General features: G+C 66.1%; 17 protein-coding genes. 11 read left to right on the forward strand and 6 right to left on the reverse strand.

The features are described from left to right. Window positions 1-459 precede the first annotated feature (459 nt). Genes IX761_RS16595 through IX761_RS16610 form a run of 4 tightly spaced genes read left to right on the forward strand, consistent with a single transcriptional unit; the run spans window position 460 to window position 6053 of the window. Window positions 460-2373: a sigma-54-dependent Fis family transcriptional regulator gene (locus IX761_RS16595; RefSeq protein WP_194790654.1), complete on the forward strand. Its 1914-nt coding sequence runs from the start codon at window positions 460-462 to the stop codon at window positions 2371-2373. Between the two features lie 3 nt (window positions 2374-2376). Further along, complete coding sequence (locus IX761_RS16600; protein WP_194790655.1) at window positions 2377-4104, forward strand: ABC transporter ATP-binding protein; 1728 nt, start codon at window positions 2377-2379, stop codon at window positions 4102-4104. Then, window positions 4094-4771: a peptidase S8 and S53 subtilisin kexin sedolisin gene (locus IX761_RS16605; protein ID WP_194790656.1), complete on the forward strand. Its 678-nt coding sequence runs from the start codon at window positions 4094-4096 to the stop codon at window positions 4769-4771. Before IX761_RS16600 ends, IX761_RS16605 begins: the two co-directional genes overlap by 11 nt. After that, on the forward strand, window positions 4764-6053 hold the full coding sequence (locus IX761_RS16610; RefSeq protein ID WP_194790657.1) for an NAD(P)/FAD-dependent oxidoreductase: 1290 nt from the start codon (window positions 4764-4766) through the stop codon (window positions 6051-6053). The genes IX761_RS16605 and IX761_RS16610 overlap by 8 nt, the downstream gene beginning before the upstream one ends. Before the next feature lie 224 nt (window positions 6054-6277). On the opposite strand, the gene IX761_RS16615 is transcribed toward IX761_RS16610, so the two are convergent. Both IX761_RS16615 and IX761_RS16620 read right to left on the reverse strand, forming a co-directional pair. Continuing rightward, entirely contained in the window at window positions 6278-7591 is a 1314-nt protein-coding gene (locus IX761_RS16615; protein ID WP_194790658.1) for a hypothetical protein, read from the reverse strand. A 120-nt stretch (window positions 7592-7711) separates the two neighbouring features. After that, window positions 7712-9205, reverse strand: coding sequence for an aldehyde dehydrogenase family protein (locus tag IX761_RS16620; RefSeq protein ID WP_194790659.1), 1494 nt, complete (start codon window positions 9203-9205; stop codon window positions 7712-7714). 531 nt (window positions 9206-9736) lie between these two features. On the opposite strand from IX761_RS16620, the gene peaA reads away from it, so the two are divergent. The 5 genes from peaA to IX761_RS16645 all read left to right on the forward strand — a co-directional run bounded on the left by peaA (window position 9737) and on the right by IX761_RS16645 (window position 16057). Further along, a complete protein-coding gene (gene peaA, locus IX761_RS16625; RefSeq protein ID WP_194790660.1) occupies window positions 9737-11302 on the forward strand; it encodes a quinohemoprotein amine dehydrogenase subunit alpha in 1566 nt (521 codons plus the stop codon). A 51-nt stretch (window positions 11303-11353) separates the two neighbouring features. Continuing rightward, window positions 11354-12784 (forward strand): quinohemoprotein amine dehydrogenase maturation protein, encoded by a 1431-nt coding sequence (peaB, locus tag IX761_RS16630; RefSeq protein WP_194790661.1) that lies wholly within the window; start codon window positions 11354-11356, stop codon window positions 12782-12784. A 1-nt stretch (window position 12785) separates the two neighbouring features. Further along, entirely contained in the window at window positions 12786-13109 is a 324-nt protein-coding gene (qhpC, locus tag IX761_RS16635; protein ID WP_046855356.1) for a quinohemoprotein amine dehydrogenase subunit gamma, read from the forward strand. Between the two features lie 19 nt (window positions 13110-13128). Next, window positions 13129-14250, forward strand: a complete 1122-nt coding sequence (gene peaD, locus IX761_RS16640; RefSeq protein ID WP_194790662.1) for a quinohemoprotein amine dehydrogenase subunit beta — start codon at window positions 13129-13131, stop codon at window positions 14248-14250. A gap of 136 nt (window positions 14251-14386) precedes the next feature. Further along, window positions 14387-16057 (forward strand): fatty acid CoA ligase family protein, encoded by a 1671-nt coding sequence (locus IX761_RS16645; RefSeq protein WP_194790663.1) that lies wholly within the window; start codon window positions 14387-14389, stop codon window positions 16055-16057. 402 nt (window positions 16058-16459) lie between these two features. Here the strand turns inward: IX761_RS16645 and mobA are convergent, their stop codons facing one another. The 3 genes from mobA to IX761_RS16660 form a co-directional block, all read right to left on the reverse strand. Further along, window positions 16460-17032 carry a molybdenum cofactor guanylyltransferase MobA gene (gene mobA, locus IX761_RS16650; protein ID WP_194790664.1) on the reverse strand — a complete coding sequence of 191 codons (573 nt, stop codon included), beginning with the start codon at window positions 17030-17032 and terminating at the stop codon, window positions 16460-16462. A 61-nt stretch (window positions 17033-17093) separates the two neighbouring features. Continuing rightward, window positions 17094-20216 (reverse strand): efflux RND transporter permease subunit, encoded by a 3123-nt coding sequence (locus IX761_RS16655; RefSeq protein ID WP_194790665.1) that lies wholly within the window; start codon window positions 20214-20216, stop codon window positions 17094-17096. A gap of 11 nt (window positions 20217-20227) precedes the next feature. Then, window positions 20228-21403 carry an efflux RND transporter periplasmic adaptor subunit gene (locus tag IX761_RS16660; RefSeq protein ID WP_194790666.1) on the reverse strand — a complete coding sequence of 392 codons (1176 nt, stop codon included), beginning with the start codon at window positions 21401-21403 and terminating at the stop codon, window positions 20228-20230. A gap of 158 nt (window positions 21404-21561) precedes the next feature. Here IX761_RS16660 and IX761_RS16665 point away from each other — a divergent pair, with 158 nt between their 5' ends. Together IX761_RS16665 and IX761_RS16670 are read left to right on the forward strand one after the other, a co-directional pair. Continuing rightward, window positions 21562-22263, forward strand: a complete 702-nt coding sequence (locus IX761_RS16665; protein ID WP_194790667.1) for a response regulator transcription factor — start codon at window positions 21562-21564, stop codon at window positions 22261-22263. A gap of 6 nt (window positions 22264-22269) precedes the next feature. Further along, a complete protein-coding gene (locus IX761_RS16670) occupies window positions 22270-23568 on the forward strand; it encodes an ATP-binding protein (RefSeq protein WP_194790668.1) in 1299 nt (432 codons plus the stop codon). A 168-nt stretch (window positions 23569-23736) separates the two neighbouring features. Here IX761_RS16670 and IX761_RS16675 read toward each other — a convergent pair whose 3' ends face one another. Next, complete coding sequence (locus tag IX761_RS16675) at window positions 23737-24825, reverse strand: sensor domain-containing diguanylate cyclase (RefSeq protein ID WP_194790669.1); 1089 nt, start codon at window positions 24823-24825, stop codon at window positions 23737-23739. Between the last annotated feature and the right edge of the window lie 138 nt (window positions 24826-24963).

The raw sequence follows: 24963 nt of genomic DNA on the forward strand, positions 1-24963 counted from the left end.
GGTTGGGGGGGGAGGATTGGGATTGGGTGAGGGCCACCAGGTGCTTGCCGGTGTTTTTGTAGCGCTCTTGAGATCGAGCGCCGCCCGCGCGGCGCATCGCTGGCAAGCCAGCTCCCACATCTGTTTCGGGCCAATCCATCCTGTGAGGTCTCCACTGTCCGCCCTGATGCATGTCTTGAGTCATGTGGGGCGGCGAAAGCATCCACACTGAAACCGCGCCATACAAGCAGGGCGGACAGTGGAGATGGACCAGGAATAACTGGCCCGAAACAAATGTGGGAGCTGGCTTGCCAGCGATGCGCCGCGCGGGCGGCGCTCGATCTTGAGAACACCACAAACGCATCGCCAAGCCCCTTTTTTTGCCTGCTTCGCTGATGACGGCTGAAGATTTCTGACGCACACTGCCGGAAATTCCGTTGTCCGTTGCCCCGGTCCGCCGGGGCATCGCTGGAGCACGCAATGGCGCGACAAACACCAACAACAAACGCCCATGACCCGCTGCAACAATCCCGCCTGGTCCGCCTCAAGCTGGCCAACGAAGGCGAACTGCCTTCCGGGATGCTGCGCGACGAAATCGACGCCTCCTGGCGGCGCAGCCTTGGCCATGGCCTGGATTGCCTGCAGGGCGAACAGGTAGGGCTGGGCATCCGCCACGGTCTCGACCTGCGCACGCTGCTGGAACACAACCGACTGCTGGTCGACGCGGTCACCCCCGAGTTCGACTACCTGGTGCGGCGCCAGGGCAAGAGTGGCATCGTCATCCTCGGCGACGCCCAGGCCAACGTACTGGCCATTGAAGGCCAGAAGCATGTGCTCGAGCGCGAAGGCCTGCGCGACCTGCACCCTGGCAGTTGCTGGAGCGAGGCGTTGCGCGGCACCAATGCCATCGGCACGGCGGTGGTCGAGGGCCAGCCCACCCTGATCAACTGCGGCGAGCACTACCTCGACCGCCTCAGCCCGTTCTCCTGCACCTCGGTGCCGCTGCGCGACCCCAGCGGCGAGGTGATCGGCGTGCTCGACGTGACCCGCGAAGGGGTCATGGCGCAGCCTCAGGACAGCCTTGGCACCCTGCTGCTGGCCGCCAGCAACATCGAATGCCGGCTGTTTGGCCTGGCGCACCCCGAACACCTGGTACTGGCCTTCCACAGCCGCCCGCAATACCTGGCCAGCGCCTGGCAGGGCCTGCTGGCCCTGAGCCTGGACGGTGAGGTGCTGGCGGCCAACGACAATGCCTGCCAGCTGCTGCAGCTCAACCGCCAGGCGTTGCTCGGCCGGCGTTGCAGCGAGCTGTTGGGCGAACGCTCGCCGGCCTTCATCGCCCGCCTGTGGCAGGGCGGGGTAAGCAGCGTGCAGACCGCCAAGGGCGATTTCTTCTTCCGAGCCGTGCAGTTGCCGCGTCACGCCCAGGTCAGCGCTGCCACGCCAGGCGCCCGGCCCGCCGCGCAGGCCAGGAGCCAGGCCCTGGACGCGCTGGCCGCTGGCGACCCACGCCTGGCGCGCAACCTGCGCATGGCCCGCCAGGGCCTGGGCGCCGGCTTGCCGGTGCTGCTGCTGGGTGAGACCGGTACCGGCAAGGAGGTGGTGGCCCGCGCCCTGCATCAGGTCGGGCCCAGGGGCGACAAGCCGTTCGTCGCGGTCAACTGCGCGGCGATTCCCGAGGGCTTGATCGAGTCCGAGCTGTTCGGCTACCGCGAAGGCGCCTTTACCGGCTCGCGCCGGGGCGGCATGGTCGGGCGGCTGATGCAGGCCCACGGCGGTACGCTGTTCCTCGACGAGATCGGCGACATGCCCTTGGCGCTTCAGGCGCGCTTGCTGCGGGTATTGCAGGAACGCCGGGTGGCGCCACTGGGGGCGGGCGACGAGCAGGAGATCGACGTGGCGCTGATCTGCGCCACCCACCGCGACCTCAAGCGCCTGGTGGCCGAGCAGCAGTTTCGTGAAGACCTGTACTACCGGGTCAACGGTGTGTCCGTGCGCTTGCCGGCGCTGCGCGAGCGCGACGACCTGGCGGGCATCATCGAAACCTTGCTGGGCAAGTGCGGTGGCCGTGGCGTGAGCCTCGACCCGGCGCTGACCGGCCTGCTCGAAGGCTTCGACTGGCCGGGCAATATCCGCCAGCTGGAGATGGTGCTGCGCACCGCGCTGGCCATGCGCGAGGACGGTGAGCAGGTGCTGACCCTGGACCACCTCACCGATTGCCTGCTCGACGAACTGGCCAGCGGCGCGCCGCCGTCGGGCAGCCTGCGCGACAACGAACTGGAGCTGATTCGCAGCGCCCTGGCGCGCCACCAGGGCAATGTCTCGGCCGCGGCCGAGGCACTGGGCATCAGCCGCGCCACCCTGTACCGCAAGCTCAAGCAGTTGCGCGGCTGAACCATGGGCGGACTGTTCTCACGGCTGATCGAATCGAGCGACCCCGTGCTGATGCGCCAGGCCCTGGCCTGGCTGTACGGCTTCGTGCGCCCGCAGCGGCGCGCCATCGGCGTGCTGCTGGGGTTGTCGCTGGGCGCCTCGCTGTTGGCCCTGGCGCAACCCTGGCTGGTCAAGACCCTGATCGACGACGGCCTGCTGGCCAAGGACTACCAGACCCTGTGGCACATGGCGGCGATCATGATTGGCGCCGGATTACTCGGTACCGTGCTGGCCGGGGTCAACCGCTACCTGCACACACGCCTGTCCGGGCGCATCCTGTTCGCCCTGCGCGATGACCTGTACCGCCACTTGCAGCAACTGTCGCCGACCTTCTACGGGCGGCGGCGTACCGGCGACATCCTTTCGCGGTTGGACGGGGATGTTGCCGAGATCCAGCGCTTTGCCGTGGACTCGCTGTTCTCGGCGGTGTCGGCGGTGATCGGCCTGGTCGGCGCGTTGGCGTTGATGCTGCTGCTGTCATGGCAGCTGTCGCTGCTGCTGGCGCTGCTGGTGCCGCTGGAGGTGCTCTGGCTGCGCTGGATGCGGCGCAAGGTCGAGCGCGAAGTACGCAGCCTGCGCGAGCGTTCGGCGGACGTCTCGTCGTTTCTGGTCGAGACGCTGCCAGCGATGAAATTCATCCAGGCCAGCGGTCAGCAACGGCGCGAGGCCGAGCGCTTGGAGCGGCTGGGCCAGGGTTACATGGGCCAGTTGCTCAAGGTGCAGCTCACCGAGTTCTTCACCCAGGCGGTGCCGGGCACCCTGACCTCATGGTGCCGTGCCTGCGCGTTCCTGGTCGGCGGTTGGTGGGTGATCCAGGGGACCTGGCAGTTGGGTGCGCTGATTGCCTTCTCGACCTACCTGGGCATGGCCGTGGGGCCGGTGCAAAGCCTCTTGGGGCTGTACGTGGCGGTGCAGCGCATGGCGGTGAGCCTGGGGCGGGTGATGGAGCTCAAGCGCGAACCGCTCGGCGTGCGGCCAGCCGAGGCGCCACGGCCGATCCCCGAGGGCCCAGGCGAGCTGCGCCTGGAAGGCGTGCATTTTGCCCACGACCAGCGCCAGGGCGGCGTGCTGCGTGGCGTCGATGCCACCTTGCCCGGTGGCCTCAAGGTCGCCATCAGTGGCGCCTCCGGCGTCGGTAAGTCGACCCTGATCGACCTGTTGCAGCGGTTCTACGACCCGGATGCCGGCCATATCCTGCTCGATGGTACCGACCTGCGTGCACTCGACCTGCACGCATTGCGCCGGCGCATCGCCGTAGTCAGTCAAGACATCGTGCTGTTTCGTGGCACCCTGGCGCAGAACCTGGCCTACAGCACCCCCGAAGCGACCCGCGAACAGCTGGAGCAAGTGGTGCGCCTGACCCGCCTGGACGGCCTGGTCGACAGCCTGCCACTGGGGCTGGACGGGCTGCTCGGCGAGCGTGGCCAGCAACTCTCCGGCGGCCAGAAACAACGTATCGCCATCGCCCGTGCGCTGTTGCAGCAACCAGCGATCCTGGTGCTCGACGAGGCCACCTCGGCGGTGGACGAAACCACCGAGCGCGAGGTGATCGCCGCCATCGACCAACTGTTTGTCGGGCGTACCCGCATCCTCATCAGCCACCGTGCCTCGACCCTGGCCGATGCCGACCTGCACCTGCACTTGAGCGAAGGCCTGCTGCGCAGCAAGGAGGCCGCCGGCCATGGCCAGTGAACTGCGCATCGGCATGATCGACAGCGGTTGTGCGCCTGGGCAGGCAGCCGCGCTGCTCCAGGCCCGGCGCTTCTGGCTGGCGGATGGCGTGCTGCAAGAAGGCGAGGCCTTGCCCGACGCCCTTGGCCACGGCAGCGCCGTGCTCGAGCGCATCCGTGTTGGTGCTGGCGACACGCCACTGCTGATGGCCCAGGTGTTCGCCGAGCAGTGGAGTACCAGCGCCTTGCAGGTGGCGGCTGCGTTGCTGTGGCTGGTAGAGCAGGGTGCCTGCGTGGTCAACCTTAGCCTGGGCCTGCACCAGGACCGCCCGGTGCTGCGCCAGGCGTGTGCCGAAGCAGCGGCGGCAGGGGTGTTGCTGTGCGCCTCCAGCCCGGCCCGGGGGGCACCGGTGTACCCGGCGAGCTACCCGGGTGTTATCCGCGTGACTGGCGATGCCCGCTGCGCGCCGGGCCAGTGGTCGTGGCTGGGCACCGCGCAAGCGGACTTTGGTGCCCATGTTGGAGGACAGCAGGGCGCGGGGGCGAGCCTGGCGTGTGCCGCGTTCACCGGCCAGGTCGCCGCACTGCTGCGTGAACAACCAACCCTGGTACCCGAGGCGCTGATCCACTGGCTCAAGGGCGGCGCGGCGTTTACCGGGCCGGAGCACAAGGGGCTGGCCGATGGCTGATGCGCGCATCCTGATCCTCGGTGCCGGCCCGGCCGGCGCCGCCACGGCGCTGGGGTTGCGGCGCCTGGGTTACGCCGTGACGCTGGTGTCGGACTGGCGCCGGTTCGCGGCAGTGGAGGGCGTGTCGCAACGGGTGCTCGATGGGCTGCGCCATGGGGGCCTTGGTGGCGCACTGGCCCAAGCGACCACTGCGGCCATGCGCGAGGTGCACTGGAATGGTGATCGGCTGCGGCTGAACGAAGAGTTCCTGATCGACCGCCAGCGTTTCGACCAGGCATTGCGCGATGATCTGCGCCGCGCCGGCATCGAGCTGATCGAAGGTCGCGTGCGCGAGGTGCGCTGGGACGCTGCCCGGCAGGTGCAGCTGGACGATGACCGGGTGCTGACGGGCGACTTCCTGGTCGAGGCCCGTGGGCGCCAGGCACCATTGAGCGAAGGTCGGCTGCGTGGCCCGGAGACGGTCAGCCTGCTCAATCTGTGGCAAGGCCCGCCGGGTACGCCGGCCTCGGCGGTCGAGAGCCTGGCGGACGGCTGGGCGTGGATGGCACGGCTGGCCGATGGTCGCTGCTACTGGCAGGTGACACTGGATGCGGCCAGCGCTGAACTGCCAGGCAAGGCACGGCTGGCCGACTACTGCGCGGCGCGGCGGCGCGACTCTTCATTAGTGGCCGCGATGTTTGGCGAGCAGGCGTTCGCGCCTGCGCAGGTGTACGCGCGCAGCAGCACGGCGATCCTCGCCGGGGTCTGTGCGGGGCAGGACTGGTTGCGGGTGGGCGATGCAGTGATGGCGGTCGATCCGCTGTCGGGTAATGGGATTTTTCAGTCGCTGTCTTCGGCGTTACAGGCGCCGGTGGTGATCAACACGCTGTTGCGCAGACCCGACAGGGCCGCGCTGGCGCAACGCTTTCATCAGACGCGGATCGAGCAGCTGTTCCTGCGCTTCGCCCGCATCGGGCGGGATTTCTACGCCCAGGAGCAGGTGCGGGCGACGGGTACGTTCTGGGCTGCTCGCCGGGCATGGCCGGATGCGCTGCCGATCCATGCGCCGGCCGATTGGCAGGCGGTGACGGTCGAGCGCCGGCCGGTATTGCGGGACGGTTTCGTCGAGGAGGTCGAGGTGGTGGTGACACCTGATCAGCCGCTGGGGGTGTGGCACCTGCAAGGGATCGAGCTGGCGCCGGTGGTGCGTGGCCTACAGGCGGGGCAGGCGCTGGAACAGTTGGTCGGCGGAGAAGACCAGGTGATGGTGCGGCGCTGGTTGCGCGAACAGGGGCATGCCTGAAACAGGGCGGGGATGCGGTCCATTCGCCGGCAAGCCGGCTCCCACATCTTGCGCGGTATCTGTAGGAGCGGCCTCGTGTCGCGAAAGGGCTGCGCAGCAGCCCCAGCAATTTATACGGGAACGCAAAAACCTGGGGCCGCTGCGCACCCCTTTCGCGACACGAGGCCGCTCCTACAGGTGATGTGCAAGCTTCAGGGTGGGCTTGCTGGCGAACAGCCTGCGGATCAGAAGAAGGTCCCGACCACCAGTTGCAGGTAAGTGTCGGTCTCCCGACTACCCAATTGCACCCCACCATTCTCGGCACTGCGCTGCGGTTTGTAGAACCCCACCAACGGGCTGATCAGCCAATGCTCGTTGACCATCCACTCCACATACAGGTCCAGTTCGCGCCCACCCAGGTTGCCGCGCTCGGTGTCCAGCGGGTCGAAGTCGAAGTACAGCGCGCCCACGGTCAGCCCCTCCCGTGGCGTGGCCTTGAGTGCCACATGGTGCACCTGGCTGTTGCTGTTGAAGGGGCCTGCGTAGTTGGCTGCCACCTCACCCTGGAACCAGGTGCCGTAGCCCCGGCTCAGGCCATAGAACAACGGGTCGAACTGCTCGGAAAAGCGGCTGTAGCGGTAGGTGGCGGTGGGCGACCAGGGCAGGGCTGAGAATGTCCAGTTGCCCTCCAGATACCAGGCGTTCTCCCGCCCGTCGCTGCGGTCCTGGGTGACGTATTCGGCGGCCAGCTCCAGGTCCTTCACCCCCAGGTTGCCGCGCCCGCGCAGGCTTACCGTGTCCATGCCGTCGCGGTGCTCCAGGCCGAGGATCTCGGCGTAGCGACGGTCGACGTCCAGGCCGTGGATCCAGCTCAGGCCGACGGTGCCGGCGTCGGCGACATGCTCCAGGTTGGCCACGGCCATCGAAGTGTCGGCCTGGAAGTGATTGTCGGACTTCAACCACATCAGGTCGCCGCGCCAACCCTGCTTGCCGCCCAGGCGCAGCACCGCAGTACGGTCGAAGGCCTTGCGCGCAGCCAGGTAGTAGGCGCCGCCCCGGTCGAAGTTGGCGCCCAGGTCGACGTTGCCGGCGTTGACCGGGTCGCCCTGGATCAGGAAACCGTCGCCCAAGGTGACCAGCTGGCGGCCGCCGGAAATGTCCACGCCATCTTCGCCCAGTGCCGGGAACAGGGTGCCGGAGCGCCAGCCCAGGTACAGGTCTTCTACCGCGGTGCGGCGTTCGTCGCCGAGGGTGAAGCCAGCGGCGTCGCCATCGCCCCAGGTGGCGGAGCTGAGCAGGCTGAAGGCCCCGTACAGTGCGCCGCTGTCGGCGATCGCCTGGCTGGCACTGAGGCCGTACTTGACGTAGCCCTCGCGCCAGTTGCTGCTGCCGTCCTTGCGGTTGCCGAACTGGTCGAAGCTTTCGTCACTGTGGAAGGCGCCGAACAGGGCTTCGAGGTTGGCGTCCAGGGTGGTGCCGTCGTGGTTGTAGAGTTCGTGGGCCTGGGTGAGCGGTGCGGCCAGCAACAGGGCCAAACCGCAGGCGAGCGGGTGCTTCATGGTGTGCTCCATGTTTTTATTGTGATTGTTGTGTTGCCTGAGGCGGCCCCATCGCGGGGCAAGCCCGCTCCCACGCAATAATCCGTGGGAGCGGGCTTGCCCCGCGATGAGTCCAATTAATCAGAGCTTGATCAGCACCGACTTGAGCTCGGTGTAATGCTCGATCGCCGCCGCGCCCATCTCGCGGCCGACGCCCGACAGCTTGTAGCCGCCGAACGGCAGCGCCGGGTCCAGGGCGCTGTGGCAGTTCACCCACACCGAGCCGGATTTGATGCGCGGGATCATGCGGTGCACGGCGGCCAGGTCGTTGGACCAGATACTCGCGCCAAGCCCATAGGGGTTGTCGTTGGCCATGCGCAGCACTTCATCGATATCGTCGAATGGCATGGCCACCAGCACTGGGCCGAAGATTTCTTCCTGCACCAGGCGATGGCGCTGGTCGACATCGACGATCACCGTCGGTTTGACGAAGTACCCGGGGCCGAAACCCTCGCCGCCGCAGGCGATGGTGGCGCCCAGTTCGCGGCCCAGTTCGATGTAGCCAGTCACCCGGTCCTGCTGCTTGGCCGAGATCAGCGGGCCCATCTGCACTGACGGGTCGAGGCCGTTGCCCAGCTTCATGCCGTTGGCGATACCGGCGATATCGGCCACCACGTTGTCGAAGTGCTTGCGGTGTACGTACAGTCGCGAGCCCGCGCAGCACACCTGGCCCTGGTTGAAGAAGATCGCTGTGGCGGCGCCGGCGGCGGCTTCCTGCAGGTTGGCGTCGGGCAGCACGATGGTCGGCGACTTGCCGCCCAGCTCGAGGGTGACGCGGGTCATGTTGTCCATGGCCGCCTTGCCGATCAGCTTGCCGACCTCGGTGGAGCCGGTGAAGGTCAGTTTGTCCACGCCCGGGTGGCGGCTCAGCGCGGCGCCGGCGTTCAGCCCGGTGCCGGTGACCACGTTGAACACCCCGGCCGGGTAGCCGGCTTCATCCACCAGTTCGGCGAGCTTGAGCGCGGTCAGCGGGGTTTCGTCGGCGGGCTTGAGCACCATCGTGCAGCCCGTGGCCAGGGCCGGGCCGAGCTTCCAGCAGGCCAGCAGCAGCGGGAAGTTCCAGGCGACGATGGCCCCCACCACGCCGACGGCTTCGCGGCGCACGAAGCCATGGAACTCGTCGTTGGGCATCAAGGGCAGCGATGGCTCGACGGTGCTGCCCTCGACCTTGGTGGCCCAGCCGGCCATGTAGCGCAAAAAGTCGATGGCCAGTTGCACGTCCATCACCTGGGCGACGGCGGCACTCTTGCCGTTGTTCAGGCATTCCAGTTCGGCCAGTTGCTGGGCATCGCGCTGCATCAGGTCAGCCAGGCGCCACAGCAGGTTCTGCCGTTCACGTGGGCGCATGCGGCTCCAGGCCGAGTCGTCGAAGGCCTGGCGCGCGGCGCGCACGGCGCGGTCGACATCCGCAGGGTCGGCTGCGGGCACTTCGCCGAGGATCTCCCCCGTGGCCGGGTTGCGGAAACTCAAGGTGCGACCGCTGGAGGCGTCCTGCCAGTCGGCGCCGATGCGCATCTTCAGCTGGCGTGCCAGGAACGCACGGGTGGCGGGGAGGATCGGCAGTTCGGAGTGCATGGGGCGGTGCCTCTTGTCATTGGTTGTGACCAGGGCTGGGGCAATGGGCGTGCCAAAGGACTTCGAAGCGGGTCAATGCCCTGTTGACAGGGGCCTTTGTAGAAATAGGCATGGCGGGAACTATGGTTGACCTGTTGCATATTGAGACCCAGTGAGACGTGATGTGACACACGTGGCTATGTGTTTGGCTCAAGGGCGCTGGGGCCGCTTTGCGCCCCTTTCGCGGCACAAGGCCGCTCCTACAAGAGACCGCGATCCTCTGTAGGAGCGGCCTTGTGTCGCGAAAGGGCTGCAAAGCAGCCCCAGCATGATCAGCCCCGTCGCATGTCTCAAGGTGAAACACCCAGTCGCGAAATGGGACGATCACCTACAACCCCAGAGGCTGGCCCATATCCGCAAAACCCAGGCAACCCACTGATCCAAAACATTTTTGCCACAACTGGCACACTTCCTGTATCGCCACTGTCACATGCACACCGCACTACCCAAGCGTGCAAATAACGATAAGAACAACACCGTGGAGGTCTGACCTTGAACACGACTCGACTCCGGCGGCAGGCGGGCACACTGGCGCTGGTCGCCACCGCACTGTTCACCGCCCAGGCCATGGCGGCCGAGCAGGGCCCGAGCCTGTTGCAGAACAAGTGCATGGGGTGCCATATCCCCGAGGGCAACGACAGCTACAGCCGCATCAGCCACCAGCGCAAGACCCCCGAAGGCTGGCTGATGAGCATCGCTCGCATGCAGGTGATGCACGGCTTGCAGATCAGCGACGATGACCGCCGCACCCTGGTCAAGTACCTGGCCGACAAACAGGGCCTGGCCCCCAGCGAGACCGACGGCGTGCGCTACGCCATGGAGCGCCGGCTCAATACCGTCGAGCACTTTGACGATCAGCTCAGCCAGATGTGCGGGCGCTGCCACTCCGGCGCCCGGGTCGCCCTGCAGCGGCGACCGGCCCAGGAATGGGCGCACCTGGTCAACTTCCACCTCAGCCAATGGCCATCGCTGGAATACCAGGCCCAGGCCCGTGACCGCGACTGGCTGGACATCGCCCTCAAGCAGATGGTGCCGGACCTGGCCAAGCGCTTCCCCCTCGACAACCCGGCCTGGGCCGATTGGCTCAAGGCGCGGCCCAAGGCCGAAACCCTGGCGGGGCAATGGGCGTTCAGTGGCCATATGCTCGCCAAGGGCGACGTGCGCGGGGTGATGAGCGTCAGCGCAGGTGACGGCGACACCTTCAAGGTCGAGGTCAAAGGCACTTACGCCGACGGCACGCCATTCAATGGCAGTGGCTCGGCGATCCTCTACAACGGCTACGAGTGGCGCGGCAACGTCAAGGTCGGCGAGGCCAACCTGCGCCAGGTGTTCGCCGCCATCGACGGCCAGATGAAGGGCCGCATGTTCGAGGCCGAGCACGACGAGCGCGGCCTGGACTTCAGCGCCTCGCAGGCGGGCCAGGGCCGTTTGCTGGCGGTGCAGCCGGCGTTCATCAAGGCCGGCAGTGACAGCGAGATCACCCTGGTGGGCAGCGACCTGGCCGGCAAGCCGGACCTGGGCGCGGGGGTGCAGGTGACCGAAGTGCTGGAATCAACCCCAACGCTGATCCGGGTCAAGGCGCGTGCCGCCAAGGACGCCGCCGCCGGCCAGCGCGAGGTTGCAGTGGGCGCGCTCAAGGGCGTGACGCTGGCGGTCTACGACAAGGTCGACGAGGTCAAGGTGGTACCGGCGTTCTCCATCGCCCGCATCGGTGAAAACGGTGCTTCCGTGCCGAAGGTCCAAGGCCGTTTCGAGGCCGAGGCCTGGGGCAAGGATGCCAGCGGCCAACCGCTGCGCATCGGCTACCTGCCGGCCACCTGGAAAGTCGAGCCGTTCAACGAGCGCGCGGTCGAGGACGAAGACGTCAAGTTCGCAGGCCAGATGCAGGCCGACGGCGTGTTCGTGCCGGGCGGCGCAGGGCCCAACCCCGCGCGCAAGATGATGACCAACAACGCCGGCAACCTGAAAGTGGTCGCCACGCTGGCTGACGGTGGCCAGACCGGCGAGGGCCACATGATCGTCACCGTGCAGCGCTGGAACAATCCGCCCCTGCCATAGGGGTGGGCTGGCCGCGCAATTACCTGACGAATCGAATACCGGGAGGTCGCCATGGGCGCACTACTGAATCTGGTCGAACGCAACCTGCACGAAGTGCAGGTGGATGCCGACCGCATGCTGTTCCATATCCCCAGCAGCTCGCTGTTCGCCACCGACGCGGTGACCGGCGGCATCATCGACACCCTGCGCCGCCAGGGCTGCTCCGCCGAGGAGCTGATGCAGCAGCTCGGCCAGCAGTTCGACGGGCAGGACATCCAGGAAACCCTGCGCGAGCTGATCGCCCTGGAAGTGGTCAGCGACGGCTCGCCATTGACGCCGGAAATCGCCTTGAAGCAGGTCGAGCGCACGGCGCTGAACACTGTGGTGCTCAACGTCAACACCGGCTGCAACCTCAGCTGTACCTACTGCTACAAGGAAGACCTCGACAAGCCTTCGGCCGGCAAGAAGATGAGCGCCGCCACCGCCGAGGCGTCGGTGGAGATGCTGCTCAAGGAATCGCCCGACGAGACCCGCTACAGCGTGGTGTTCTTCGGCGGCGAGCCGTTGTCCAACCGGCCACTGATCGAGCACATGGTGGCTTACTGCGAGCGGCGTTTCGCCGAGGCCGGCAAGCAGGTGGAGTTCATCATGACCACCAACGCCACGCTGCTCACCGAAGAGATCGTCGACTGGCTCAACGCCCACCGTTTCGGGCTGTCCATCAGCATCGACGGGCCCAAGACCGTGCACGACCGCAACCGCATCACCGTGGGCGGGCAGGGCACCTACGACGTGGTGCGGCGCAAGGCCGACATGCTGCTGTCGCGCTATGACAGCCGGCCGGTGGGGGCCCGGGTGACCCTCACCCGTGGCATCACCGATGTCGAGACCATCTGGAACCACCTGTTCAACGAGATGGGCTTTGCCGAGGTGGGCTTCGCCCCGGTGACCTCCGGCGACATGGCCGACTTCAACCTCACCGGCGACGAGCTGGTGCAGGTGTTCGCCAACATGAAGGCCCTCGGCCGGCGTTACCTGGAGGCGGCGCTGGAGCACCGCAACATCGGCTTCTCCAACCTGCACCAGCTGATCACCGACATCCACGAGGGGCACAAGAAGGCCCTGCCGTGTGGTGCGGGGTTGAAGATGCTGGCGGTGGACCACGAGGGGGAGCTGAACCTGTGCCATCGCTTCACCGGCTCCAGCCTGCCGACCTTCGGCAACGTGCACCAGGGCGTCAAGCAAGCACAGCTCAACGATTTCCTGTCGCAACGCCTGGACCGCAGCGGCACCGGCTGCGACAGCTGCCGCATCCGCAACCTGTGCTCCGGCGGCTGCTACCACGAAAGCTACGCCCGCTACGGCGACCCGCAGCACCCGACCTACCACTACTGCGAGCTGATGCGCGACTGGGTCGACTTCGGCATCGAGGTCTACAGCCGCATCATGGCCGCCAACTCGGCCTTCATCGACCGCTACATCACTCCCAGGAAGGCGCACTGACATGAAGCACCTCAAACCGCTGAACAACAAGGCGCGCATCCTTGAACAGGCCGCCGCCGAGGACCGCGTCGAAGAAGTGCTGGCGATGAGCGCGGTGGCCGGCTGCACCGCCACCACCGACCCGGGCTGGGAGGTCGACGCCTTCGGTGGGGTCAGCTCGCTGTGCCAGCCGATGGAGGCCGACCTGTACGGTTGCTCCGACCCTTGCTGGTGGCCGGCCCAGGTGCCGGACATGATGAGCACCTACCAGGACTGGAACGCCCAGGCGACCAATTCTGCCGAAGACTGGCGCAACCTCGGCACCGTATTCCCGAAAGACAAATAGAACGACAAGGGGAAACCGCATGAAACCTGGATTCTGCGCGCAACTCGCGCTCACCGTCGCCGCCACGGCCTGCGCCTGGGCGGCCCAGGCCGACGACGCAGGCAAGGCCCTGCAGGCCGGCCACGAATACCTGATTGCCACCAACTACCCGAACAACCTGCATGTGGTGGACGTGGCCAGCGACACGCTGTTCAAGACCTGCCGCATGCCCGACTCATTCGGCCCGGGCACGGCGATGATGGCGCCGGACAACCGCACCGCCTATGTGCTCAACAACCACTTCGCCGATATCTACGGCATCGACCTGGACAGCTGCAAGACCACCTTCCACGCCAACCTTTCCAGCGTGCCGGGGGAGGTGGGCAAGGCCATGTATTCCTTCGCCATCAGCCCCGACGGCAAGGAGGTGTACGCCACGGTCAACCCCAGCCAGCGCCTGAACGACCACTACGTGGTCAAGCCGCCGCGCCTGGAGGTGTTCCGCACCGGCGATGGTTTGGATGCCAAACCGGTGCGTACCTTCCCGATGCCGCGCCAGGTTTACCTGATGCGCGCGGCCGACGATGGCAGCCTGTACGTAGCGGGGCCAGACATCTACAAGATGGATGTGCAGACCGGCAAGTACACGGTCGCGCTGCCGTTGCGCAGCTGGAACCGCCCGGGCTACAGCGCCCCGGACGTGCTGTACTTCTGGCCGCACCAGAGTTCACGGCATGAGTTCTCGATGCTCTACACCATCGCCAAGTTCAAGGATGCCAAGCAGGATCCGGCCACCACCGAGCCGTTGTATGGCTACCTGAGCATCGACCTGAAGACCGGCAAGGCGCACACGCAAGAGTTCGGCGAGCTGACCGAGCTGTACTTCACCGGCCTGCGCTCGCCCAAGGATGGCAACCAGATGTACGGTGTGCTCAACCGCCTGGCGCGTTACGACATCAAGCAGAAGAAACTGGTCAAGGCAGCTAACCTCGAACACACCTACTACTGCGTGACCTTCGACAAGGCGGGCGACAAGCTGTACCTGGGTGGCACCTTCAACGACCTGGCGGTGTTCGACCCGGACACGCTGGAGAAAGTGAAGAACATCAAGCTGCCGGGCGGCGACATGTCCACCACCACGCCGCAGGTGTTCGTCCGGTAATCGCTGTTGGCCCCATCGCCGGCAAGCCGGCTCCCACAGGGTTGCGTCGCGACCGGGGCCCGCACCGTACCTGTGGGAGCCGGCTTGCCGGCGATGGGGCCGGATAAATCAACACAAGAACAACAAGAGATCTACCATGACCCAGCCAAGTTACTCTCAGGGCGACCCGGCCAAACCCCTGCTGACCCAGTGCATCGGCGACGCCTTCGACGCCACCGTCGCCCGCGTCCCCGACAATGAGGCCCTGGTCGTCCGCCATCAGCAGGTGCGCTACAGCTGGCGGCAACTGGCCGAAGCGGTCAACCAGCACGCGCGGGCACTGATGGCCCTCGGCATCCAGGCCGGTGACCGGCTGGGCATCTGGGCCCCCAACTGCGCCGAGTGGTGCATCACCCAGTTCGCCAGCGCCAAGGTCGGCGCGATCCTGGTCAATATCAACCCGGCCTACCGCAGCAGCGAGCTGGATTACGCCTTGGGCCAGTCCGGCTGCCAGTGGGTGATCTGCGCCGATGCCTTCAAGACCTCCGATTACCACGCGATGCTGTTGGAACTGGTGCCTGAGCTGGCCGACAGCCACCCCGGCGCACTGGCTTGCGAGCGTCTGCCCGAGCTGCGTGGTGTGATCAGCCTGGCCAGCGCACCGCCGGCAGGCTTTCTGCCCTGGCCGGTGTTGCAGGCCCGTGCCGGGGAGGTGAGCGCCGAGCAATTGGCCACTCGTCAGTCCAGCCTGCACCCGGACGACGCCATCAATATCCAATACACCTCCGGCACGACTGGTTTCCCCAAGGGCGCCACCCTCAGCCACCACAACATCCTCAACAACGGCTACATGGTCGGTGAAAGCCTCGGCCTCACCGAACATGACCGCCTGGTAGTGCCTGTGCCGCTGTATCACTGTTTTGGCATGGTCATGGCCAACCTCGGCTGCATGACCCACGGCAGCACGCTGATCTACCCCAACGATGCCTTCGACCCACTGCTGACCCTGCAGGCCGTGGCCGAAGAGCGCGGCACTGTGCTGTATGGCGTACCGACCATGTTCATCGCCGAACTGGACCACCCACGCCGGGGCGAGTTCGACCTGTCCAGCCTGCGCACCGGGATCATGGCCGGCGCCACCTGCCCGATCGAGGTGATGCGCCGGGTGATCGGCGAGATGCACATGGGTGAAGTGCAGATTGCCTACGGCATGACCGAGACCAGCCCGGTGTCGCTGCAGACCGGCGCGGATGATGACCTTGAGCGCCGGGTGACCAGCGTCGGGCGCACTCAGCCGCGGTTGGAGAACAAGGTGATCGATGGCGAGGGTAATACAGTGGCGCGCGGCGAGATCGGCGAGCTGTGCACCCGGGGCTACAGCGTGATGCTTGGCTACTGGAACAACCTCAAGGCCACAGGCGAAAGCATCGATGGCGAAGGTTGGATGCACACCGGCGACCTGGCGGTGATGGACGAGCAGGGTTATGTGCGCATCGTTGGGCGCAGCAAGGACATGATCATCCGCGGTGGTGAGAACATCTATCCACGCGAGCTTGAGGAATTCTTCTTCACCCACCCGGCGGTGGCCGATGTGCAGGTGATCGGCGTTCCGTGCAGCAAGTATGGGGAAGAGATCGTTGCCTGGGTTCGCTTCCACCCAGGGCATAGCGCCAGCGAAGATGAACTGCGCGAATGGGCGCGGGCGCGGATTGCGCATTTCAAGGTGCCAAGGCACTTCCGCTTCGTCGATGAGTTTCCGATGACGGTGACGGGGAAGGTGCAGAAGTTTCGGATGCGTGAGATCAGTATCGGGGAGCTTGCGCGCTGAGGTGGTTTGAGCGAGAGGTGGCGGGATATTGGGTCATGGCCACCGGGTGCCCGCCGGTGTTCTTGCAGCGCCTATCAGATCGAGCGCCGCCCGCGCGGCGCATCGCGGGCAAGCCCGCTCCCACATCTGTTTCGGGCCAATTATGCCTGTGAAGGTACCGCTGCCCGCCTTGGTGCATGTCTTGAGTCTGGTGGAGCATCATCAGCGCCCACCTCAAAATCGAGTCGGACCAACAAGGCGGACAGTGAAGAACTTGCAGGAGTAACTGGCCCGAAACAGATGTGGGAGCGGGCTTGCCCGCGATGCGCCGCGCGGGCGGCGCTCGATCTTGAGAGCGCTGCATATCTGTCGCCAGCCACCTGGTGGCCTACACGCGATCCCAAGGCGATCAAACCAATAATTTCACCGCAAGAATTCCGGGCTGTTGAAATTGCTCAGCCGCTGATCATCCTGCGCACACTCCAGCCCCTGCACCGGCGCCACCAACAACGCCTTCTGCAAACTCCGCTCACCCGCCGCCCAAGCCTGCTCCAGCACCGGCAGCACCCGCCGTGGCAGCACACTGAACATCGGCTGCCAATAGCCACCCTGGCGCACCATCGCCGCGCTGTCGTGCTCGACGGCCAGCTTAAGCAAGTCTTCTACGAGTGCCTGGTCAACCAGTGGCGCATCACAGGCCAACATCACCACCCACTCATGCCTCGCCACTGAAAGACCGGCGATCACCCCGGCCAATGGTCCGGGAAAATCCGCCTCGGCATCGCCAACCAGCTGGTCGGCGTAGGCGCGGTAAGCATCCTGGTTGCGGTTGCAGGAAATCACCACGTCGTCGGACAAACCACGCACCATCCGCTGCACATGGGCCACCAGCGGCTCGCCCCGCCACGGCACCAACCCCTTGTCACGGCCGCCCATGCGCTGGCCACGGCCGCCGGCAAGGATAAGGATGGAGCAGGGGGGCAGGGTAGTGGGCATGAAAAAGGGTTCCAGGCAGTCAATGCCGGGAACCCTCTCATTCAACGCCGGGCTTGTCCAGTCAGCTTTCGCTGGTTACTGGCTTGGCCTCCTTGGTCCGATCACGCCCGGCCAGGCGCATCACCACCACGAAGAACACCGGCACGAACACAATGGCGAACGTCGCGCTGAGCATGCCGCCAATCACCCCGGTGCCGATGGCCTGCTGGCTGGCCGAGCTGGCGCCGCTGGCGATGGCCAACGGCACCACACCGAGGATGAACGCCAGCGAGGTCATCACGATCGGCCGCAGGCGCAGGCGCGCGGCCTGGATCGCGGCTTGGGTGGCATCGACACCCTGGTCGACCAGCTCCTTGGCGAACTCGATGATCAGGATGGCGTTCTTCGCCGACAGGCCGATCAGGGTAATCAGGCCGACCTTGAAGAACACATCGTTGGGCAGGCCGCGCAGGGTCACCGCCAGCACCGCACCCAGCACCCCCAGCGGTACCACCAGCAGCACGGCGGTGGGGATCGACCAGCTTTCGTACAACGCCGCCAGGCACAGGAACACCACCAGCAGCGACAAGGCCATCAGCAGCGGTGCCTGGCTGCCGGACAACCGCTCCTGCAGCGACAGGCCGGTCCATTCCAGGCCCGCGCCAGCCGGCAGCTGGGCGACCAGGCGCTCGACCTCGGCCATGGCGTCGCCCGAGCTGTAGCCGGCGGCGGGTTCACCAGAAATCGACACCGCCGGGTAGCCGTTGTAGCGGGTCAGTTGCACCGGGCCGCTCTGCCAGTGGGCGGTGACGAAGGCGCCCAGGGGCACCATCTTGCCGCTGCTGTTGCGCACATGGATCTTGAGCAGGTCCTCGACCTGGCTGCGCTGGTCGCCCTCGGCCTGCACCACCACCCGTTGCATGCGGCCTTGGTTGGGGAAGTCGTTGACGTAGTTGGAGCCCACCGCGGTATTGAGCACTTCGCCGATATCGGCGAACGACACTCCCAGTGCATTGGCCTGGCGGCGGTCCACTTGCAGTTCGACTTGGGGGCTTTCCGCCAGCGAGGCCTCGCGCACATTGACCAGCACCTTGCTCTTGCGCGCCTGCTCGAGCAGTTGGTCGCGGGCCTGCATCAGCTCGCTGTAGCCCATGCCGCCTCGGTCTTGCAGGCGGAACTCGAAGCCGGTGGACTCGCCCAGGCCGTCCACCGGGGGTGGCAGCACCGAGAAGGCGATGGCGTCCTTGAGCTGGCTGAACGCTGCAGTGGCGCGGTCGGCGATGGACTGGGCGCTGTCGTCGCTGCCGCGCTCGGACCAGTCCTTGAGCGTGGTGAAGGCCAGTGCCGCGTTCTGCCCGCTGCCGGAGAAGCTGAAACCGAGGATCAGCGTGGTGTTGGCCACGCTCGGCTCTTCGGCGTTGTGCGCTTCGATCTGCCGCCCCACCTCGATGGTGCGGGCCTGGCTGGCACCCGGCGGCAGCTGGATGTCGGTGATGGTGTAGCCCTGGTCCTCGGTGGGTAGGAAGGCGCTGGGCAACTGGCTGAAGCCATAGACAAGCACGCCCACCAGTGCGGCATACACCAGCAGGTAACGGCCGCTGCGCGCCAGGGCGTGGGTGACCCAGCGCTGGTAGCCGTTGCTCATGCCGTCGAAGCGGCGGTTGAACCAGCCGAAGAAGCCCTTGCGTTCATGGTGCTCACCCTTGGCCAGCGGCTTGAGCAGGGTGGCGCACAGCGCCGGGGTGAGGCTCAGGGCGAGGAACGCCGAGAACAGGATCGACACCGCCATCGACACCGAGAACTGCTGGTAGATGACCCCCACCGAGCCTTTCATGAACGCCATTGGCAGGAACACCGCCACCAGCACCAGGGTGATGCCGACGATGGCGCCGCTGATCTGGCCCATGGCCTTGCGCGTGGCCTCCTTGGGGGCCAAGCCTTCCTCGGCCATGATCCGCTCGACGTTCTCCACCACCACGATGGCGTCGTCCACCAGGATGCCGATGGCCAGCACCATGCCGAACAGGGTCAGCACGTTGACCGAGAAACCCAGCGCGTTCATCACCGCGAAGGTGCCCATCAGCGCCACCGGCACCACCAGGGTGGGGATCAGGGTGTAACGGAAGTTCTGCAGGAACAGGAACATCACCGCGAACACCAGCACCATGGCCTCGATCAGGGTGTTGATCACCTGCTTGATCGACACTTTGACGAACGGTGAGGTGTCATAGGGAATGTCGTACTTGACCCCGGCCGGGAAGTAGCGCGACAGCTCGTCGAGCTTCTGCTTGACCAGGGTGGCGGTTTCCATGGCATTGGCGCCGGGCGCCAGCTTGACGCTGAAGGCGCTGGTGGCCTTGCCGTTGAGGCGGGTGCCGTACTGATACTCCTGGGCGCCGATCTCGACCCGGGCGACATCGCCGACGGTGACCGTGGAGCCGTCGCGGTTGGCCCGCAGGACGATGGCGGCGAATTCTTCCGGGGTGCTCAGCTGGCCCTTGACCACCACGTTGGCGGTGATTTCCTGGGTCGGCCGGGCCGGCAGGTCGCCGATGCTGCCAGGTGCCACCTGGGCGTTCTGCGCGGCGATGGCCTCGGCCACATCGTTGGGGGTGAGGTTGAAACCCACCAGCTTGGCCGGGTCGATCCAGATCCGCATGGCCCGCTCCGAGCCATACAGCTGGGCCTTGCCCACCCCCTTCACGCGACGGATCTCGTTCATCACGTTGCGCGCGAGGATATCGGACAGGGCGATCTCGTCGAGGCTGCCATCCTCGGAGGTGAGGGTGGCCAGCAGCAGGAAACCGGTGGACACCTTCTCGACCTGCAAACCTTGCTGGGTCACCGGGCGCGGCAGGCGCGACTCGATCACTTTGAGCCGGTTCTGCACATCCACCTGTGCCAGGTCGGGGTTGGTGCCGGGTTGGAAGCTGGCGGTGATGGTGGCGCTACCCAGGCTGCTCTGCGAGGCGAAGTACAACAGGTTGTCGGCGCCATTGAGCTCCTGCTCGATGATGCTGACCACGCTCTCGTCCATGGTCGCCGCCGAGGCGCCGGGGTACACGGCGTAGATTTCCACCTGTGGCGGCGCCACGTCGGGGTACTGGGCCACGGGCAGCTGCGGCAGCGCCAGCCCGCCCAGCAGGAGAATGAACAGCGCGACCACCCAGGCGAACACCGGGCGGTCGATGAAGAACTGCGGCATGGATCAGGCCCTCACTGGCCGTTGTGCTGGACGATGGAGAGTGCGTCCGGTTGTTCGTCGACCTGCACCGAGTCACCGGCCTTGACGTGCTGCAAGCCCTCGACCACGACGCGCTCGCCGGCCTCCAGGCCCGCGCTGACGACCCAACGGTCGCCCTGGGCGCTGCCCAGCTGCACCTGGCGCTCGCTGATGCGATCCTGCGGGTCGACCACCAGCACTTTGGGTACGCCGGCGCTGTCACGCAGGATCGCCCGTTGCGGCACGCTGATGCCTTGCGGTTGCACGGCCTGCTCCAGGCGCACGCGCACGTAGCTGCCGGGCAACAGGTCGAGGTCGGGGTTGGGGAACTCGCTGCGCAGGGTGATCTGGTTGGTGCTCGGGTCGACGCTGAGGTCGGAGAACAGCAACTTGCCGGGCAGCGGGTAGGCGCTGCCGTCGTCCTGGATCAATGTCGCCTTGACCTGGTCCTGGCCCACCCGTTGCAGCTCGCCGGCCCGCAGTGCGCGGCGCAGGGCGTTGAGCTCGCGGGTCGACTGGCTGACGTCGGCGTGGATCGGGTTCAGTTGCTGGATGGTGGCCAATGGCGTGGTCTCGTTTTGACCGACCAGGGCTCCCTCGGTCACCAGCGCGCGGCCGATGCGCCCGGAGATCGGCGCGGTGACGGTGGCGTAACCCAGGTTCAGGCGGGCGCGCTCCAGGGCGGCCTTGGCTTCGGCCACGGCGGCATCGGCTTGCAGGAAGCTGGCGCGGGCGTTGTCGTACTCCTGGCGGCTGACTGCCTTGTCGTCGACCAGCTGGCGGTAGCGTTGCTCTTGCAGGCGCGCTTGATAGACCGTGGCCTCGGCCTTGGCCAGGGTGGCGCGGGCGCTGTCGAAGTCGGCCTTGAACGGCGCCGGGTCGATCAGGAACAGCACATCGCCCTGCTTGACATCGCTGCCTTCGCGATACACCCGCTTGAGCACCACGCCGGCCACCCGGGCGCGCACTTCGGCGGTGCGCGGGGCGAGGATGCGCCCGCTCAGTTCGGTGCTGATGGCCAGCGGCTGCACGGCGAGGGTTTCGACCCGCACTTGCGAGACGGGCGTCTGTTCGCTTTGTTCGGCGGCGTCATTGCAACCGGCAAGGGCGAGGGTGAACAGCGCCAGGAGCGCCAGGGGGCGCAGGCGCGTAGCGCAGAGAATGGACATACGGATCTTCCGGAATTGATCGAGCCTATGCTAAGGCAACCGTTCGCGGGGGCGCTGTTAAGCTGTGTAGGGCGTATGTGAAAAAGTGTGAAGCAGCGGCGGCACCCGGCGCAGGATTCTATATCCTGCCTTCCTTCACTTCTTCGTCAAAGCCCTTTATGCCGAACATCCTCCTGGTCGAAGACGACAGCGCGCTGTCCGAGCTGATCGCCAGCTACCTGCAACGCAACGACTTCCATGTCCGGGTGATCGCCCGGGGTGATCACGTGCTGGACGCGTTCCGCCAGCACAAGCCGGACCTGGTGATCCTCGACCTGATGCTGCCCGGCCTCGACGGCCTGCAGGTGTGCCGCCTGCTGCGCCAGGCGTCCCAGGGCTTGCCGATCCTCATGCTGACCGCCCGCGACGACAGCCACGACCAGGTGCTGGGCCTGGAGATGGGCGCCGACGACTACGTCACCAAACCCTGCGAGCCGCGGGTACTGCTGGCCCGGGTGCGCACACTGCTGCGCCGCAGCAGCATCCACGAACCACGCCTGGACAGTGACCAGATCCTGATCGGTGGCCTGCATATCAACCTGGCCGAGCGCACCGTCAGCTGGCGCGGCGAGGAGGTGGAGCTGTCCAGCGGCGAGTACAACCTGCTGGTGGTGCTGGCGCGCAATGCCGGCGAAGTGCTCAGCCGCGACCGTATTCTCCAGCAGTTGCGCGGCATCGAGTTCAACGGCACCGACCGCTCGGTGGACGTGGCCATCTCCAAGCTGCGCCGCAAGTTCGACGACAGCGCGGGCGAAGCGCGCAAGATCAAGACCGTGTGGGGCAAGGGCTACCTGTTCAGCCGCGTCGAGTGGGAGTACTGACACGCCATGCTGAAGATCCTGGTGCGCCTGTACCTGGTGATCATCGTCGCCTATGCCGGTGCCTTGCTGCTGATCCCCGACGCCATCGTCGGTGCCTTCCATGCGCGTTTCATGGCCTACAACCTGGACCAGACCAAGGGCGTGCAGTCGTTGATCGTGCGCCAGTTCCAGCAGGCACCGCGCGAACAGTGGCCGGCGGTGGCGCAGGAACTGGCCAAGGATTTTGCCCCGTTGGAAGTGCAATTGCTGGCCATGGACAAGGCCGAGCTCGACGACGAGGAGCGGGCACGCCTGGAGCATGGCCTGCACGCGGTGCGCATCGCCGACTGGGGGTACTACGAGACCGTGCTGGCACCGCTGGACAAGCAGTGGCTGGTGCGCCTGCATTCACCGCCCGACCCGCTGGACATCAACGTGCTGTCATGGGGTGTGACGGTGCTGATCGGCGCCGCCATGCTCGGCTGCCTGCTGCTGTGGGTGTGGCCGCACTGGCGTGACCTGGAGCGTTTGAAGGAAACCGCGCGAAGCCTCGGGCAGGGCCAGATGAGCGAGCGTACCCATATACCACCGCGGTCGAACATCGGCGAACTGGCCGGGGTGTTCGACACCATGGCCGGTGACCTGGAGCGCCATGTCAACCAGCAGCGCGAGCTGCTCAATGCGGTGTCCCATGAACTGCGCACACCGCTGACCCGCCTGGATTTCGGCCTGGTGCTGCTGTACGACGAGGTGCCGGCGACCGCGCGCAAGCGCCTGCTGGAACTGGTGGGGCATGTGCGGGAGCTGGATGAACTGGTGCTGGAGCTTCTGTCGTACAGCCGTATGGAGTTCGCCGAACAGGGCCGCGAACGGGTCGAGGTGTCGCTGCTGGAGCTGGTCGACAGCGTGCTCGGTAGTTTTGCCGAGGAGCTCGATGGCCGCGGTATTCAGTGGGAGGTACGCAGCGAGAACGATTTGCCGCGATTTGTCCTCGATCCGCGGCTGACTGCGCGCGCGGTGCAGAACCTGGTGCGCAATGCCATGCGCTATTGCGATGAGAGCTTGTTGCTGCGCTTGCGCCTGGAAGACGACGGTGCCTGTCTGCTGACCGTCGAGGATGATGGGATTGGCATTCCGGCCGAAGAGCGTGAGCGGATCTTCCAGCCGTTCTATCGCCTGGACCGTAGCCGGGATCGCAGTACCGGTGGGTTCGGTCTGGGGCTGGCGATCAGCCGACGAGCCATCGAAGGGCAGGGCGGGACCTTGACCGTGGCGCAGTCGGCGCTGGGTGGGGCGCAGTTCAGGATTCGATTGCCGGCGGGGTGATGGGGCTTTTTCGCCGTGCCCTTGTAGGAGCGGCCTTGTGTCGCGAAAGGGGTGCGCAGCGCCCCCGGGATTTCGGCGTCACAGCGAATATTGTCGGGGCCGCTTCGCAGCCCTTTCGCGACACAAGGCCGCTCCTACAGAGGACGTGCAGCCCAAGCAGCCTGGTTGTCAATGCTCTGCCACTGGCGCGCTCCACAGGACGAACCGATCCTTGCCACTGTGCTTGGCCGCATACAATGCCTGGTCCGCCCGGATCAACGCCAGGCTCAGGGTATCGCCGTTGTCCACCCGCGCAAGGCCGATGCTGATGGTCACCGCATGGGCGCCGACATCGTCACGCACCCGTTGGCACAGTGCGCCGACCCGCTGTTCGGCACCTTGCTCATCCAGCCCCTGGAAGAAAATCGCGAACTCTTCGCCGCCCAACCGAGCAATCTCATAATCCGCCATTGCGGCGCGAATATGCGCAGCCACCCGTTTAAGCACCTCATCACCGATGTCATGGCCGAAGCGGTCGTTGACCTGCTTGAAGTTGTCGATATCGATCATCGCCAGGAACTGCCCCGGGCCGGCCAGTTGCAGCAGGCGCTCGGCCTTGGCCATGAACGAGCGGCGGTTGGGGATTTCGGTCAGGGCGTCGATGTAGGCCTGTTCCAGCAGCACCTTGGTCAGGTAGAAATTGTGCAGCTTGGCCTGGCGCAGGCGCAGGTAGCTGTAGATCACCAGGCCGCTGAGAAACAGCGCATAGCTGAGCAGCAGGGCGCCTTCGAGTTCGAAGGGCTCGACACGGGTGTGGTGGAAGGGGTTGAGCACCACCCAGGTGATGCCCATGGCGCAGAAGAACGACCAGCGCCGCACCGGCAATACCGACACGGTGTACAGCACCGTCGAGACGGTCAGTATCAGCCACACCGGGCGCACGGTGATGGGGACGCCCTCGATGACCAGGCGCAGGCCCAGGGTGATCACCACCACGAACAGCAGGTTGAGCACATCGAAGTGCTGGCTGCGACGGGTAAAGCCGAGGACCACCGTGAGGCAGCCGAGCAGGGCGAGGAAGGCCGTCGAGCGCCAGGTCAGGCCCTGGTCGCCCAGGTAGCTGACGATCAGGTCGAACACCAGCCAGATGGCAATGCCGATGCAGAAGATCAGCAGGCAGAAGCGGCGCATGGCCTCGAATTCGTGCTGGCGGAACTCGGCGCGCAGGGCGGCCGGGGCGACCTGCTGGCGAATGTGGGCTTCGAGGGTTTTGTACATGCAGGCAAGGCTCTCGGCTTGTTGTCGTTGTTTCGGGCCCCTATCGCCGGCAAGCCGGCTCCCACTCCCAAGGCGCGCAGAAATTCTGTAGGAGCGGCCTTGTGTCGCGAAAGGGTCGCGAAGCGGCCCCAGTGATCA

Source organism: Pseudomonas sp. UFMG81 (assembly GCF_015354575.1).
GTDB lineage: Bacteria > Pseudomonadota > Gammaproteobacteria > Pseudomonadales > Pseudomonadaceae > Aquipseudomonas.